Annotated in this window: 9 protein-coding genes and 1 pseudogene; 9 read left to right on the forward strand and 1 reads right to left on the reverse strand. The window is 70.5% G+C overall.

What is annotated here, in order from left to right:
• The 8 genes and pseudogenes from BIV03_RS19530 to BIV03_RS07380 form a co-directional block, all read left to right on the forward strand.
• Window positions 1-261, forward strand: a 261-nt coding sequence (locus tag BIV03_RS19530; protein WP_217637352.1) for a hypothetical protein, incomplete at its 5' end; no start/stop codon positions are given.
• A 13-nt stretch (window positions 262-274) separates the two neighbouring features.
• Window positions 275-745 (forward strand): annotated as a pseudogene (locus BIV03_RS07350) (DUF6121 family protein); the annotation flags it as partial.
• Window positions 746-779: 34 nt separating this feature from the next.
• Window positions 780-1,916, forward strand: coding sequence for a hypothetical protein (locus BIV03_RS07355; RefSeq protein ID WP_071295207.1), 1,137 nt, complete (start codon window positions 780-782; stop codon window positions 1,914-1,916).
• A 419-nt stretch (window positions 1,917-2,335) separates the two neighbouring features.
• Window positions 2,336-2,704 carry a 30S ribosomal protein S12 gene (gene rpsL / locus BIV03_RS07360; protein ID WP_017885540.1) on the forward strand — a complete coding sequence of 123 codons (369 nt, stop codon included), beginning with the start codon at window positions 2,336-2,338 and terminating at the stop codon, window positions 2,702-2,704.
• Between the two features lie 4 nt (window positions 2,705-2,708).
• Window positions 2,709-3,179 carry a 30S ribosomal protein S7 gene (rpsG, locus tag BIV03_RS07365; protein ID WP_022903294.1) on the forward strand — a complete coding sequence of 157 codons (471 nt, stop codon included), beginning with the start codon at window positions 2,709-2,711 and terminating at the stop codon, window positions 3,177-3,179.
• 87 nt (window positions 3,180-3,266) lie between these two features.
• Complete coding sequence (gene fusA, locus BIV03_RS07370; RefSeq protein WP_070417677.1) at window positions 3,267-5,381, forward strand: elongation factor G; 2,115 nt, start codon at window positions 3,267-3,269, stop codon at window positions 5,379-5,381.
• Between the two features lie 134 nt (window positions 5,382-5,515).
• Window positions 5,516-6,703, forward strand: coding sequence for an elongation factor Tu (tuf, locus tag BIV03_RS07375; protein ID WP_070417678.1), 1,188 nt, complete (start codon window positions 5,516-5,518; stop codon window positions 6,701-6,703).
• Window positions 6,704-6,881: 178 nt separating this feature from the next.
• Window positions 6,882-7,139, forward strand: a complete 258-nt coding sequence (locus tag BIV03_RS07380) for an Rv0909 family putative TA system antitoxin (protein ID WP_071295208.1) — start codon at window positions 6,882-6,884, stop codon at window positions 7,137-7,139.
• Window positions 7,140-7,237: 98 nt separating this feature from the next.
• Here the strand turns inward: BIV03_RS07380 and BIV03_RS07385 are convergent, their stop codons facing one another.
• The gene (locus BIV03_RS07385) at window positions 7,238-7,804 is read right to left on the reverse strand and encodes a GNAT family N-acetyltransferase (RefSeq protein WP_071295209.1); all 567 of its coding nucleotides are present in this window, start codon (window positions 7,802-7,804) and stop codon (window positions 7,238-7,240) included.
• A 255-nt stretch (window positions 7,805-8,059) separates the two neighbouring features.
• Here BIV03_RS07385 and BIV03_RS07390 point away from each other — a divergent pair, with 255 nt between their 5' ends.
• The gene (locus tag BIV03_RS07390) at window positions 8,060-16,669 is read left to right on the forward strand and encodes an isopeptide-forming domain-containing fimbrial protein (protein WP_071295210.1); all 8,610 of its coding nucleotides are present in this window, start codon (window positions 8,060-8,062) and stop codon (window positions 16,667-16,669) included.
• Window positions 16,670-16,675 lie beyond the last annotated feature (6 nt).

Below are 16,675 nucleotides of genomic sequence, written 5' to 3' on the forward strand. Positions count from 1 at the left end.
ACCGACGCGACGCACGCGACAAGCACGCCCGACGCGACCAGCACGACCGACGCCCCGACCGTAGCCGCGCCGATGACCGAGTCCATCCCGGTGATCACGGCCACGATCGCCCTCGCGCTCGTCGCCGCAGCGCAGGAGCACGCCGACCAGGCGACCCACGCCGACCCGACCCACGCCGACCCGACCCACGCCGACCCGACCCACGCCGACCAGCAGACGCACGCGAACGAGCCGCAGCGCGCAGACGCCACCCCCGCCTGAGCCCCGCCAGCGATACGATCACCGCATGTCCCGGTGGTTGATCGCGACGATGACGTCGATCCTGTTCATCGCGCTCGTCATCGCGGTGACCGGCTTCGAGGCCCTCCTCGCCGACGTCGAGGTCATCTCCCAGCCCGACGCCACCCCGTACCTCGGCCCCGCGATGGTGCTCGGCGGTGCCGTGGTGGTGTTCCTCGCGACCGCGGTCGGCTCCCGCGAGGGCAACCCCGGCGTCACCGGCCTCGTCGCCGCGGCGACCTGCTACCTGGTGATGCTCGGCGTCGGGGCGGTCGGCTACAGCCTGGTCCGCAGCGACCTCACCGAGCTGCTCGTGTTCCCGGCCGGCTACGCACTCGGCCCGTTCGTCGTCGGTTCGGTGGTCGTGGCACTCCTGTGCGTCGTCGGCGGGATCGCCGCGGCACGGCACCAGTCGCGCGCGTCGGGGGTGCGCCCGGAGCCCGGCGATGACGGTGCCCGCCGGTAGTCTTCCTGCAGCACCACAGGACGACGGGGGACCGATGACCGACCAGCACCAGGCCGACGGATGGGGATCCGTCCCGGCCGTGGACTCGATCCGCGGCACGCGGGACGCACCACCGGCGGGGGCGTCCGGACCGCAGCCCCGGCCCCGTCGTCGACTCGGTCGCGGGCGGCTCGTCAGCATCGTCGCGGGTGGCGCGGCCGTCGTGCTGCTCCTGGTCGCGGGCGTGGTCGGCTACTCGGTCGGCACGTCGACGCACGCCGCCGATCGTCCGGTCCGTGCCTTCCTCGACGACCTCACGGCGGGTCGGGTGGGCGCCGCGCTCGACGTGGCGGGCATCGAGCACGACGAACGCGACCTGCTCCTCACCAAGGCCGCCTACGCGAAGGCGAAGGACCGCGTCACGGGCTACCGGATCGCCGCCACGCGTGCGGACGGCGACACCGCCACGGTCACGGCCTACCTGCGGCAGGCGGGGCGCGACGTCTCGTCCACCTTCACCCTCGACAAGACGGGCACCGACTGGGGTGTGTTCCCGGTCTGGCAGCTCGAGGCACCGCGGCTCGGTGCGGTGGACGTCAGCCTGCGCGGCCCCACGGGCACGAAGGTGTCGGTCGCCGGGCAGTCCGTGGTCACGTCGAAGGACGGCACGGCGACGCTCACGGCCCTCCCCGGCACGTACGACGTCGCGGTGGACGGTGGCGAGTGGTACTCCGCCAAGGCCGCGACGGCGACGGTCACCGGGTTCGGGGGCACCGCCTCGAGCCCCGTCTCGATGACGACGGAGCTCACCGCAGCGGGCAAGCGGTCCGCCCAGGCGGCGGTGGACGCATGGGTCGACGGCTGCATCGCCTCGACCGAGGCGGCACCGGCCGGGTGCAGCTTCTACGCCTACGGGCAGGACGCCGCCTACACGTACACGAACCAGAAGTGGACGCTGGACACCCGCCCCACCGTGTCGGTCGGCGGCTGGGTGTCGAACGGCTGGCTCGTCACGACGACGTCCTTCGGGCGTGCCACGTTCACGGCGGACATCTCCGGCCCGGGCGGGGTGGGCACGGCGTCCGCCGGGCCGATGAACGTCAACGCCAGCGGGTACGTCACGGAGTTCACGGACGCGGGGGCGACGTTCCGCTCGGCGGTGGGCAACGGCTCGTCCGACACGGGCTCCTGACGCCGCGCACGACGGCGCCCCGGTGCGTCCAGGAGGCGCGGTGCCGGCCCGCCGCGTCCGTCCAGCGGCCGTGGGTCCGGTCCACCGCGCCCGGCCGGCGGCCGTCGGTCCGGTCCACCGCGCCCGGCCGGGCGGAGCGCCCCGCGCCCCGCGTGACCACCCACGCGACGCCTGTTCGCCCAGGGCACTCGTCACGCGCCTCCAGGGCGACGCGCCCGGATTGATTTCGCCGGGTTACGCGGGTAATCTCTTCCGGGTGTGCGCCTTCGGGCGTGCCCGAAAAGTCCGGTCCGACCAACGGTCGGCCGGAACACTCCGTCCCCCACTCGTCATCCGCCGTCAGGCGGTGATCAGCGTGGGACGAGGAAGTCGGCGGACCGCGCCGGCCGGAGAACACGAGCGAAGAACCAGGAGAACAGTTGCCTACTATTCAGCAGCTGGTTCGCAAGGGTCGTACGCCGAAGGTCACCAAGACCAAGGCGCCCGCCCTGAAGGCGAACCCCCAGCAGCGTGGTGTGTGCACCCGCGTCTACACCACCACCCCGAAGAAGCCGAACTCGGCACTGCGCAAGGTCGCTCGTGTCAAGCTCTCGAACGGCACCGAGGTCACGGCCTACATCCCCGGTGAGGGCCACAACCTCCAGGAGCACTCGATGGTGCTCGTGCGCGGCGGTCGTGTGAAGGACCTCCCCGGTGTCCGCTACAAGATCATCCGCGGTGCGCTCGACACGCAGGCCGTGAAGAACCGTAAGCAGGCACGTAGCCGCTACGGCGCGAAGAAGGGTTGAGCCAATGCCTCGTAAGGGTCCCGCCCCCAAGCGTCCCGTCGTCGCAGACCCGGTCTACGGCGCACCGATCGTCTCGCAGCTCGTGAACAAGATCCTGCTCGACGGCAAGAAGGGCCTCGCAGAGCGCATCGTCTACGGTGCCCTCGAAGGCGTTTCCGCCAAGAACCAGCAGGACGCCGTCGCGACGCTCAAGAAGGCGCTCGACAACGTCCGTCCCACCCTCGAGGTCCGCAGCCGCCGCGTCGGTGGCTCGACCTACCAGGTCCCGGTCGAGGTCAAGCCGCACCGCGCGAACACCCTCGCGCTCCGCTGGCTGACCTCGTACGCCAAGGCCCGTCGCGAGAAGACGATGACCGAGCGTCTCATGAACGAGATCCTCGACGCATCGAACGGTCTCGGTGCCGCGGTCAAGCGCCGTGAGGACACGCACAAGATGGCCGAGTCGAACAAGGCCTTCGCCCACTACCGCTGGTAGTCCCGGCACCGTCCGGGCGCCGGTGGTCATGAACCCCGGCGCCCGCACGGACGCCAACCTCTCCTACAACTCTTCCGGAGGAACCCTGTGGCACAGGACGTGCTCACCGACCTGAACAAGGTCCGCAACATCGGCATCATGGCGCACATCGATGCCGGCAAGACCACGACGACCGAGCGCATCCTGTTCTACACGGGCATCACGCACAAGATCGGTGAGGTCCACGACGGCGCTGCCACGATGGACTGGATGGCGCAGGAGCAGGAGCGCGGCATCACGATCACGTCGGCCGCGACGACCTGCTTCTGGGACAACAACCAGATCAACATCATCGACACCCCCGGTCACGTGGACTTCACGGTCGAGGTGGAGCGTTCGCTCCGCGTGCTCGACGGTGCGGTCGCCGTCTTCGACGGCAAGGAGGGCGTCGAGCCCCAGTCCGAGACCGTCTGGCGTCAGGCCGACAAGTACGACGTCCCGCGCATCTGCTTCGTCAACAAGATGGACAAGCTGGGCGCCGACTTCTACTTCACGGTCGACACCATCATCAACCGCCTCGGCGCGGAGCCCCTCGTGCTCCAGCTCCCGATCGGCGCCGAGAACGACTTCGTCGGGATCGTCGACCTCATCGAGATGCACGCCAAGGTCTGGCCGGGCGACTCCAAGGGTGACGTCACCATGGGCGCCCAGTACGAGGTCCAGGAGATCCCCGCGGACCTCAAGGACCGTGCGGACGAGTACCGCGCCAAGCTGATCGAGCGCGTCGCCGAGACCGACGACGCCCTGCTCGAGAAGTACTTCGGCGGCGAGGAGCTCACCAAGGACGAGATCAAGGCTGCGATCCGCAAGCTCACGATCGCGTCCGAGGTCTACCCCGTCCTGTGCGGCTCGGCCTTCAAGAACCGCGGTGTCCAGCCGATGCTCGACGCCGTCATCGACTACCTCCCGTCCCCGCTCGACGTGCCGCCGATGATCGGCCACGACGTCAAGGACGAGGAGAAGGAGATCATCCGCAAGCCCGACGCGTCGGAGCCGTTCTCGGCCCTCGCGTTCAAGGTCGCGGTGCACCCCTTCTTCGGTCGTCTCACCTACGTCCGCGTCTACTCGGGCTCGATCGAGTCGGGTGCCCAGGTCATCAACTCGACCAAGGGCAAGAAGGAGCGCATCGGGAAGATCTTCCAGATGCACTCCAACAAGGAGAACCCGGTCGACAACGTGACCGCCGGCCACATCTACGCGGTCATCGGTCTCAAGGACACCACCACCGGTGACACCCTGTGCGACCCGACCAACCAGGTCGTCCTCGAGTCGATGACGTTCCCGGAGCCGGTCATCGAGGTCGCCATCGAGCCGAACACGAAGGCCGACCAGGAGAAGCTCTCCACGGCCATCCAGAAGCTCGCCGAAGAGGACCCGACGTTCCGCGTCGAGCTCAACGCCGAGACCGGTCAGACGACGATCAAGGGCATGGGCGAGCTCCACCTCGACATCCTCGTCGACCGCATGAAGCGCGAGTTCAAGGTCGAGGCGTCGGTCGGCAAGCCCCAGGTGGCCTACCGCGAGACCCTGACCAAGGTCGTCGAGCGCTACGACTACACGCACAAGAAGCAGACCGGTGGTTCCGGCCAGTTCGCGAAGGTGCAGATCGCCCTCGAGCCGATGGAAGTCACGGCCGAGAAGGTCTACGAGTTCGAGAACGCCGTCACCGGTGGTCGCGTCCCGCGTGAGTACATCCCGTCGGTCGACGCCGGTATCCAGGACGCCATGCAGGTCGGCATCCTGGCCGGGTACCCGACGGTCGGCGTGAAGGCCATTCTCAAGGACGGCGCGGCGCACGACGTCGACTCGTCCGAGATGGCGTTCAAGATCGCCGGTTCGATCGCCTACAAGGAAGCGGCCCGCAAGGCCGGTCCGGCGATCCTCGAGCCGATCATGGCCGTCGAGGTCCGTACTCCGGAGGAGTACATGGGCGACGTCATCGGTGACCTGAACTCCCGTCGTGGCCAGATCGCCTCGATGGAGGACGCCTCGGGCGTCAAGGTGGTCCGCGCGAGCGTGCCGCTGTCCGAGATGTTCGGCTACGTCGGCGACCTGCGGTCGAAGACCTCTGGTCGTGCGGTCTACTCGATGACCTTCGAGACCTACAGCCAGGTCCCGGCCAAGGTCGCCGAGGAGATCATCGCGAAGAACGCGGGGGAGTGACGCTCCAGCGTCTCTCCACAGGCGGGGGTGCCCGGCGACGGGCCCCTCGCCACCAAGTACAGTAAAGACACACACTGCACGCCAACGGTTCACGAACCGGGGGCATGCTCTCCGAGTCCTGAGGAGGACCCACAGTGGCCAAGGCCAAGTTCGAGCGGACCAAGCCGCACGTCAACATCGGAACCATCGGTCACGTCGACCACGGCAAGACCACGCTCACGGCGGCGATCACCAAGGTTCTGCACGACCAGTACCCGGACCTCAACGAGGCCCGTGACTTCGCTCAGATCGACAACGCTCCCGAGGAGCGCGAGCGCGGCATCACGATCAACATCTCGCACGTCGAGTACCAGACCGAGAAGCGCCACTACGCGCACGTCGACGCTCCTGGTCACGCTGACTACGTGAAGAACATGATCACGGGTGCGGCGCAGATGGACGGCGCGATCCTCGTGGTCGCCGCCACCGACGGTCCGATGCCCCAGACGCGTGAGCACGTGCTGCTCGCCCGCCAGGTCGGCGTCCCCTACATCGTCGTCGCGCTGAACAAGTCCGACATGGTGGACGACGAGGAGATCCTGGAGCTCGTCGAGCTCGAGGTCCGTGAGCTCCTCGGCTCGCAGGAGTTCGACGAGGACGCCCCCGTCGTGCAGGTCTCGGCGCTCAAGGCGCTCGAGGGCGACGAGAAGTGGGTCAAGTCCGTCCAGGACCTCATGGCTCAGGTCGACGAGCACGTGCCGGACCCGGTGCGCGCCACCGACCAGCCGTTCCTGATGCCGATCGAGGACGTCTTCACGATCACCGGTCGTGGCACGGTCGTCACCGGTCGTGTCGAGCGTGGCACGCTCGACCTCAACTCCGAGGTCGAGATCGTCGGCATCCGCCCGACGCAGAAGACCACGGTCACGGGCATCGAGATGTTCCGCAAGCTGCTCGACAAGGCCGAGGCTGGTGACAACACCGGTCTGCTCATCCGTGGCCTCAAGCGCGAGGACGTGGAGCGCGGCCAGGTCGTCGTGAAGCCGGGTTCGGTCACGCCGCACACCGAGTTCAAGGCGAACGCCTACATCCTGACCAAGGAAGAGGGCGGGCGTCACAACCCGTTCTACGCGAACTACCGTCCGCAGTTCTACTTCCGCACCACGGACGTCACCGGCGTCATCACGCTGCCCGAGGGCACCGAGATGGTCATGCCCGGCGACACCGTGTCGATGGCCGTCGAGCTGATCCAGCCGATCGCCATGGAGCCGGGTCTCCGTTTCGCCATCCGTGAGGGTGGTCGTACGGTCGGCGCCGGTACGGTCGAGGAGATCGTCAAGTAACTCCGGTTACCACGCGTCAGCGGGGTCGGACCTTCGGGTCCGGCCCCGCTTTCCGTTTCCCGGGAGTTCGCTCGCGTTCGGCGGACAGATCGCGGGGATCGGAGCACGATGTGGGCCAAGCGGCCGGATCGACCGGCCATCGAGCGGCCGGGTCACCTCCGGCCGGCAGGGAGGCAGCATGGCCGGCTTCGACGACATCCAGAAGAACGTCTCCGCCAAGGCGGAGGAGGTCACCGACCGCGCGAAGGCGTTCGTGGACGAGAACAAGGACAAGATCGAGGAGGCGCTGCAGAGCGACAAGGCGGAAGACGTCTCCGACAAGATCATCCACGGCCTGGCCGACGGCATCAAGAAGGTCACGGGCGGCAAGTTCGACGAGCAGATCGACAAGACCGCGCAGGACCTGGACGACAAGATCGGCAACAACGGCGAGTAGGTTCGACGCCGACGACGGACTGGAGGCGCTGCGCACGACGTGCGCAGCGCCTCCAGTGCCGTCTCGGGCGCGGCCCGATCGACAGGCCGGTTCGATCGTCAGGCCGGTTCGACCGTCGTGGTGACGACCCAGCGGTGCTTGCCGATCGCGCGCTGGCGCGCGAACCCGAACCGCTCGAACGTCGAGAGCGCGCCGTGGAAGAGGAAGCCGGCCGGCACCGTCCCGGCGGGTTCCGGGTAGCCCTCGACGGTCCCGCCGCCGGCGGCGGCGATGAGCGCGAGCGCACCGCCGAGCGCCTCGATGGCGACCCCCTGTCGGCGGTACCCGGCGCGGACGTAGGTGCAGCCGATGCGCCAGGCGGGATCCGGACCGACCTGCGTCCGGTCGTACACGCGACGGTTCTTGATGCGGACGACCTCGGAGACCGGCCCGTACTGGCACCAGCCGACGCACCGCTCCCCGTCGAGGACCAGCGCGGCGTGGGTGGTGCCGGCGAGGACGCGGGCGTGCTTGCGCTCCCGGTTGCACGCGGCGTCCCGTGTCGGCCCCTCGTCGTGGAAGCCGATGCAGAAGCAGCCGCTCGGGAAGCCGTCGCTCGTGCGGCAGAGCTCGTCGAAGGCGTCCCACGTGGACGCGTCGAGAGGACGTACGGTGTACGACGCCATGGCGGCAGCGTAGACGTGCCGGAGGCCTCCTGGGAGGACCGGCGCAGTTGTCCCCACAAGGTGGGACGCGATGTACCCCACTCGGGGTGTTGTTGCGGTTTCCCGCGACTCGATACCGTGGAGTCGCGAGGCCGACCCGGCCTCTCGTGGTGACCCGAACACCCACGCACGCGCGCCCAGGGATCCCTGCCCGGACGGTGCCGCATCGCTGCGCTGTGCTCGGCGTCGCCCGACGACGACCCGAGAGCACACCCGATGCGTCCTGCCCTGTTCCCCGCCCGTCCGCGCGCCCTGGCGATGCTCGTCGTGACGGCGCTCCTCGCCGGACTCCTCGCGGTCCTGGCGGTCGCGCAGCCCGCGGCGGCGGACTCGGTCGTGACGGTCACCGCGAAGGCTCCGGCCACGGCGCTGAGCGGGGACCCGGTGAACGTCACGCTCACCGCGACGAACAGCACGCCGGCGTCGGGCGGGACACCGCTCTACAACCTCGGGTACTCCTACCTGCTGCCGGCCGGAGTGACCTACGTCGCCGGTTCGGCGAAGGCATCGGGCGTCGCGCTGCCGGACCCGACCACGAGCACCCCGACGGCAGGCGGGCTGCTCCTGGTCTTCTCGAACGTGTCCGACCTCGTCGCGGGTGACGAGAAGTCGATCACCTTCCAGGTCCAGCCCTCGACGACGACCTACCCGGTGGGTTCGTCGTTCGCCGGGACGGTCCAGGTCGCCGGCAGCGGGAACGCGCGGAACGTGCCGACGTTCGATCCGACGACCGGCGCCCCGGCGACCAACGCGACGAACGCCGCCACGGCGAAGTCGACCACGACCGCGATCGCCGCGATCAAGGTCACGAAGGCCGAGGCCAGCCCGGAGAACGAGCTGGTCCGCGGCGTCCACGACCACCCGACGGTCTACACGCTGACGGTGCAGAACACCTCGACCGCGCCGAGCAACGGCGTGACCGTCACGGACTACCTGCCGGCGGGCCTCGAGTTCCTGCAGTGCGGCGCGGTCGACAACACGACCTCCGGGCCGGAGTACGCGGGGGCGCCCGACCTCACGGCAGCGACCGCGGCGAAGGCGTCCGGGACCCTGACGCCGGCGAACTGCCTCACGCCCCAGAGCGTCACGACCGTGAACAACGTCCCGGGCAAGGGGACGGCCGTCTTCACGAAGGTGGTCTGGAACCTCGGGCAGCTGACGAACGCGCCCGTGACGATCCAGTACCTCGCCGCCGTGCCGCTGCGCGAGAACACCATGACCTTCGCCACCGGCAGCCAGACGCCCGCCGCTCCGACCACGGCCGCGCTGGCCAGCACGGCGAACCTCGACAACAACACCGGCGCGTCGACCAGGCAGAACACCGCGGACACGACGTCGAACGGCCGCGGCCAGACGAACACGGTCACCGCTGCCGGCACCTACACCGGCAAGGTCGACGGAACGGCGACGTCGGCGCAGAGCTCGACGGCGTCGATGACCGTCGAGGCGATGGACCTCGCGGTGGCGAAGTCCGTGACCACGCCCGTCGACGGCAACGTCTTCGCCGCGGGCCAGCAGGCCGCGTACTCGCTCCTGATCCGCACGAGCGAGTACGAGTCGTCCGCCGGCATCACGCTGACCGATACGATCCCGGACGGACTCTGCCCGGCGTTCCCCGCCGGGACGAAGACCACCGGGACCATCCCCGCGGACTGCGACCCGAACACCGTCAGCGCGCTGAACCAGCCGATGACGAACGGGACGGTCGACCAGGTCGCCTACGACGCCGCGGCGGGCACGTTCACGATGACCTTCCACGTCGCGGACCTGGCCACCGACGGCTCGGTCACGGTCTCGTACAAGGCACTCATGCGGGACAAGTACTCGGTCACCGGCTCGGGCGGCCCGACCGCCGCCGGCGACGACTTCACGAACAAGGTCCGGATCGCGGGGACCTCGACCGGTGTCCACGGCGACACCGGCTCGACGGCGGTCGTCGACGACTCCGCGGCGACGATCGTGTCGAACTCCCCGAGCATCGCGAAGTCCGTGCTGCCGCGCGCTTCGAGCGACGGCGTGCGGAACTCCGCCGACTGCACCGCGACGACGCGCACCGGGTACCAGACGACGACCCCCACCGCCCCGTTCCAGCTCGGCGACGTCGTCTGCTTCCGACTGCAGGTGGACTTCCCGGCCGGTGTCCAGAGCCGCAACGCGACGATCACCGACATGCTCCCGGTCGGTACCACCGCGGCCGGTGCGACGTGGACGGAGGGCACCGACTGGACCTACGGGTCGGAGAGCTCCGTCCCCGCATCGGACGTCACGCTGAAGTCGTCGAGCGCGACCACGGCGTCGTTCGCGGTCGGTCACACGATGTCCGGCGCGAGTGGCACCTACGTCGACGGTGACGGCCAGGCGGTGCGCCTCGTCCTCTACGTCGCGGCGACCATCAGCACGCAGGGCTCGAGCAGCACGAAGGTCGACCTCGTCGACAACCTCATGAAGTTCGCGCAGCAGAACACGAAGGGCTCCGTGACGAGCCTGCGGTCCTCGGTCGGCTACACGGTCGCCGGCACCCCGACCGCGACGCTCGCGAAGGACATCGTCAAGGCGGACGGCACCACGGTGTCCAACCCCACCACCACCACCGAGGGCCAGGTGCTGAGCTACCGGCTGAACGTCGGCAACACCCCGGCCACGGGGACGACGTCGGCCATCGGGAGCGTCACCGTCTGGGACGCCCTGCCGTCGAAGGTGACCTGTGCGATGGTCACGAACATCTCCGACCAAGGCGCCTGCGGTGCGGCGCCCACCGGGGCGGCGACCAAGTTCACGGGTGTGCAGTACCTCACCTGGACGATCCCGTCGATCGCCGCGAGCACGACGAAGAGCCTGACGTACGACGTCCAGACCCCGTCGCCGGGCTACGTCGGGACCACGTTCCCCAACTACTCCTCCGTCGTCTCCTTCACGACCGCGACGGACTCCGGCGCCACGACCACGTGGATCCCGAAGCGCGGGACCAACGCCACCGCGTCCTCCACCCCCGCGGCCGGTCAGGGCACCGCACCGCAGGCCGACGCGAACCGTTCGGTCGCGATCCCCGGTGTCACGGTCGCGAAGTCCGGGGCAGCGGTCGCGGACTCGACGCTGACGAACCTGTCCGGTGACGCGGCCGCCCCCGGTCAGACGCTCGGGTACAAGTACTCGGCGACGATCGCTGACCGCACGAGCGCCGCGAACGCGACCCTGACCGACCCGCTGCCGACGGGCGTCGGCCGGACGGCTGCCACCTCGTGGACCCTCACCTTCCCGGACGCGACGACCATCACGGTGCCGGCGAGTGCACAGGGCACCGACGTCACCGGGACGTACGGCGGGCAGACGTTCACGCTCACCGGGACCGGCAACGCCAACGGTGCGGGCGCCGTTCTCTTCCCGGCCACGTTCGACAACACGACCGGTGCGCCGGTGAAGTTCGAGGTCGTCGTCACCGGGCTCCGCGCGACCGCGGGCGTCGGGACGTACCCTGCGTCGGACGGCACGGGCTTCACGACCGCGGCACCGAAGAACACGGCCACCTTCACCTCGAAGCCCTCCGGCGTCACCGCGTACACCGCGACCGCGTCGAAGACGGTGACCGTGCAGGCCCCGGCCGTCGCGATCGACAAGTCCGACGACCTCGGTGGCCGCACGGTCGCCGGTGGCGACACCGTCACGTGGACCCTGAGGACGACGAACACGGCCACGAGCGCGGACGCACGGTCCACCCTCGTCGGCGACTGCTTCCCGGACGCGTTGACGCTCACGTCGAGCTCGGCGGCTGAGACCACCCCGACCTCCGCGCAGCGCGCAGCGTTCGGCAGCTGCCCGACCGGCACCACGCTGCACGCGTGGAACGCGACGAGCGACGGCGTCCTCGCCGCCGGGGCCTCCGCCACCATCACGGTCGTCGCGACGGTCAAGCAGGACGCTCCCGCCGGCCAGACCTACCGGAACACCGCGCGCGTGCTGGCGTCGAGCCTGACGACCGACTACGCGACGGCGAACAGCTCGTACGTGCAGCTCGCGAGCGACACGGACGACGTCACCGTCACCGGTCCCTCCGTCACCAAGCGGCTGACGGCACCGACGTGGAACCCCGGGACGGGGGCGTCGACCGGCACCGCCAGCACGGACCCGTCGGGCACCGCTGCGCTGCAGGTCCGCCCCGGTGACGGCGCGACCTACACGATCACGACCACCATCCCGGCGAACGTCGCGCTCTACGACGCCCGGATCACGGACGTCCTGCCCGCGGGCACCGCCGCGACCGGCACGCCGACCGTGACGAGCTCCGACGACGCCGTGACCGCGACCCCCTCGGTCGACGGTGCCTCCGTCGTGGTCCGGCTGTCGGACATCCCGACCGGCATCGACCACCCGGTGACGATCACGACGTCGATCCCGGTCACGGTCGGCACCGACCAGGTCGCGGGCACGGGGCTCGCGAACACCGCCACCCTCGCGTGGAACCGCACGAGCAAGGGCGCGGCGCCGTCCGACGCGTCGGTCACGTCGAACGCTGCGAACGGCAGTGTCGTCGCGCCGTCGCTCGCGATCGCGAAGACCGCGACGGTCGGCTCGCAGACGTCCACGACGATGAACGTCGAGCCGGGCCAGACGATCACCTACCGGGTGACCGTGACGAACTCGGGCTCGCCGGCCTACGGCACCCCGGTCACCGACTGCGTGCCGGACGGCATCACGGTCGACCGCGCGTCGCTCACCGCCGACGGCGCGGAGATCGCCGCCGACGCGGACTGCGGCGGCGGGCGGATCACCTGGCCGACGGCGGTCATCGGAGCCGGCGCGACGGTCACCCACACCTACACGGCGAAGCTCGCCGAGGACGCCACCCTCTCCGGCAGCCCGCTGGTGAACACGGCGTCGACCGGCGTCTACCACTCGCTCGCCTCGGGCGGAGCGGACTACGCCGCAGCGCGGGCGACCGCGAGCGTCACGCCGTCGTTCCCCCGCGTGGCCGTGACGAAGTCGAACGACACGATCGGCGGGCTGTCCTACGTGGGCGTCGCCTCGGACTTCAGCGTGACGTTCTCGAACACCGGGAGCGCTGCCGCGTCGGTGCGCGTGCAGGACGTCCTGCCGGCGAACTGGTCGTACGTGTCCGGCAGCGCGACGGTCGCACGTGACGGCGGTGCCGCGTCCGCCGTGGACGACCCGACGCGCAGCGGCGGCGGGACGACCCTCACGTGGGCGGACCTCGGCGCGCTCGGTGCCGACCGGTCCCTCGTGCTGCACTACCGCGCCGTCCCCGGCACCGGTGCGACGACGGACCCCGGAGCCGGTACCTCGATCGCCCACACGAACCACGTGACCGCGACGGTGACGAGCGCGTCGGGCGGCACCGGTTCGGCGAAGGGGTCCTTCGTCTCCTACCCGAACGGCGGTGACGACGCCACCGCGACCGCACGGATCGCGGCGGCCGACCTCGCCCTGACGAAGACCGCCACGACGTCGAAGGTCGTCGCCGGTGCCACCACCGCGAAGGCCTGGACCATCCGGGTGACCAACACGGGCCCCGACGCCGCGCACGGCACGACCGTCGTGGACGCCCCGACGGGCCTGGCCACCGGTTCGACGCTGGCCTTCACCGGCAGCGGTTGGGCCTGCACGCCGGACGACGGCACGTGGTCCTGCGTCAACGGTGCCACCGTCGCGGCGGGCGACTCGTTCCCCGAGCTCGACGTCGCGCTGACGCTGCCGGCGAACGCACCGCTCACCGCCGTCCGGAACACCGCCACGATCCACCAGGGCACGGGCCAGACCTTCGACCCGGAGAGCGGGAACGACAGCGACACCGCGAGCGTGACCCCGGTCGCGATCGCCGACCTCGCGATCACGAAGACCGGTCCCTCCGGGACGGTGCAGGCCGGCCGGACGATCTCGTGGAACCTCTCCGTCGAGAACCGCACCGACCCGACGACCCAGAGCGTCTCGGATGCACGGGGCACGGTGACCGTCACGGACACGCTGCCCGACACGGTGACCCTCGTGGGTGCGACCTCGGACGACCCCGCGTGGACCTGCGCCACGGACGACGACACCGTGACCTGCACGCGCGACGGCCTCGCGAACGGCACCACCGCCGGCGCGATCACCGTCACCGCGACCGTGCACCCGGACGTCACCGCCTCGCAGTCGATCGTGAACACCGCGGGCGTCGCGGTCGACCCGACGCGCACGACGGACCCGACCTCGTCGAACGACGACGCGGAGGCGACCACCGGCGTGGACGACACGACCTCGCTGACGATCGCCAAGGCGTTCGGCTCGACGGCGCAGACCGCGCCGGACGCGACCGAGCGCGCGGCCCTGGTCGCGGGCGAGTCCGCGGACTGGACCATCCGGGTCACCAACACCGGCACGGCCGATGCACGCACGGTCCGGGTCTCGGACACGCTCGAGTCCGGCACGCGGCTCAGCGCCGACGGGCCGGTCGACAAGGCGACCGACACGATCACCCAGACGGACGGCGCCTGGACCTGCACCGCACCCGCCGCCGACGGGAACGACGTGACCTGTGTGCTCGACGGCACCCTGGCCGCCGGGAAGAGCACGACGTTCACCATCACGGTGACGACCCCGTCGTCGATGTCCGGCACCCTGCTGAACACGGCCGTGGTGACCGCCGACAACGCGGCGCCCGCCGAGGCGCAGGGCCGCAGCGACGCCACCCAGACCGCCGGCCTGTCGGTGACGAAGACCGCGGACGTCGAGACGGTCGACGCCGGGAAGGACGTCACCTACACGATCACGGTCGCGAACCCGACCGGCCCGTCCGACCTGCCCGCCGGTGACGGCACCTCGCCGAGCGTCCGCGTCCAGGACACCCTCCCGGCCGGCGTGGAGTTCCGCGGGCTGACCGCGGCGACCCAGCAGCACTGGACGCTCGAGTCGAACGAGGACGGCGTGCTCACCCTGTCGAGCGCCGACGGGATCGCGGCGGGCGCGACCGACCCGAACACGATCGTCCTGACCGTGCACGTGCCGGCGTCCTTCCGCGGATCGTCGATCGTCAACACCGCGACCGCGGCGCCCGTCACGGCCACCGGCCCGACCGCGCACGACGAGGCGACCGTCGACGTCACCACGCACGCCGACCTGTCGATCACGAAGCAGCGCACGAGCGCCCCGAGCGCCGACGCCGGCACGACCGTCACCTACGACGTCACCGTGACGAACGACGGCCCCTCGGACGCGCAGGACGTCACGTGGACCGACACCCCGCCCGCGGGGATGACGATCACGAAGGTCACGACGGACGACACGGCCTGGGAGCAGGGCGCGGACCCGAGCACCTGGTCGACCGGCGTGGTCGCGAACGGTGCGACCACGGTGTTCCACGTGACCGCCTCGATCGCGTCCGGCACCCCGGCCGGCACGCTCCGCAACACCGCGGTCGTGTCGAGTGCGACGCCCGACACGGACCCGACGAACGACACCAGCGGTGACGACGTCACGGTGACGACGCACGCTGCGCTCCGCCTGACCAAGACCCCGGTCGAGAAGCCCGGGTCGACGACGGCCGCGAAGCGCGTCACCGCCGGCGCCGAGCAGACCTGGTTGCTCCAGGTCAGCAACGAGGGTCCGTCGGACGAGCAGCCCACCACGGTCGTCACCGACCAGCTGCCCGAGGGGCTGACGTTCACCGGCGCCTCGAGCGACGGAGCGGTGTGGACCTGCGACGGCACGACCGACCCGACCCTGGTGACGTGCTCGCTCCCGACGACGATCGTCGCCGGGACGGACGCCCCCGGCCTGTGGATCACCACGAAGCTCGCGTCCGGCCACACCGCCGGCACGATCGAGAACCGCGCGGTGATCACCGGCCAGGGCACCAACCCGCCGGTCGGCACGAACGACGAGCCGGTGACGAGCCCCCTCGACGTCGACGAGGTGGCGAACGTGGCCATCACGATCGGGCACGACGGCACCGCGGTGATCGGCAAGGACCTGCCGGAGACGATCCGGGTCCGGAACGTCGGCCTCTCCGACGCCGCGGCGGTCACCGCGACCTACACGCTGCCGAAGGGCCTGACGTACGTCGGGGCCGAGGCCGACCCCGCGTGGACCGTCACGTCCGTCACGAAGAACGCCGACGGCTCGACCACGGTGTCGTTCGCCCTCGCGGGCACGCTGCCGGCGGGCTCGCTCGCCCCGGCGATCACGGTGCACCAGACGCCGACGGCCGCCGCCTACCCGGGCGTGCAGCCGAGCGCGACCGTGGCGACGAGCACGACCGAGACGACGCTCGCCGACAACGACGACTCGGACGAGCTGGCCGTCGACCCCGCGTCGAGCCTGGCGGTCACGAAGACGCACACCGGGCAGCTGGTCCGCGGGGAGACCGTCGGGTACACCATCACGGTGCGCAACGACGGCCCCACCGAGGACCCGGGCCCCGTGGTCGTCACGGACCGTCTGCCGGCCGGCCTCACCCTGGTGAGCGTGAACGACGCGAAGGCCGCGAGCTGCACCACCGGGCAGACCGTCACCTGCACCCTGACGGGTCCGCTCGCCGTCGACGGGAAGGTCGCGTTCCAGGTCACGGCGAAGGTCGCGACGGACGCACCGGACCGCATCACGAACGTCGCCACGGTCGAGTCGCCGACGACGCAGGTGGTGCCGGTCGCGGGATCCGCCAGCCCGACGGACCCGATGCGCGCCAGCGACCCGGCCCCGGTGCGCGACGCTCCGGAGTCGGCGAGCGAGCTCGCCTTCACGGGTGCGGCCGGACTCGGCATCGGTGCGCTGATCGCGCTCCTCGCGATGGCGGCCGGTGGCGTCCTGCTGGTGACGCGCCGACGTCGCCGAGCGTGACCACCT

The sequence above is a fragment of the Curtobacterium sp. MCBA15_016 genome, from assembly GCF_001865105.1.
Taxonomy (GTDB): Bacteria; Actinomycetota; Actinomycetes; order Actinomycetales; family Microbacteriaceae; genus Curtobacterium.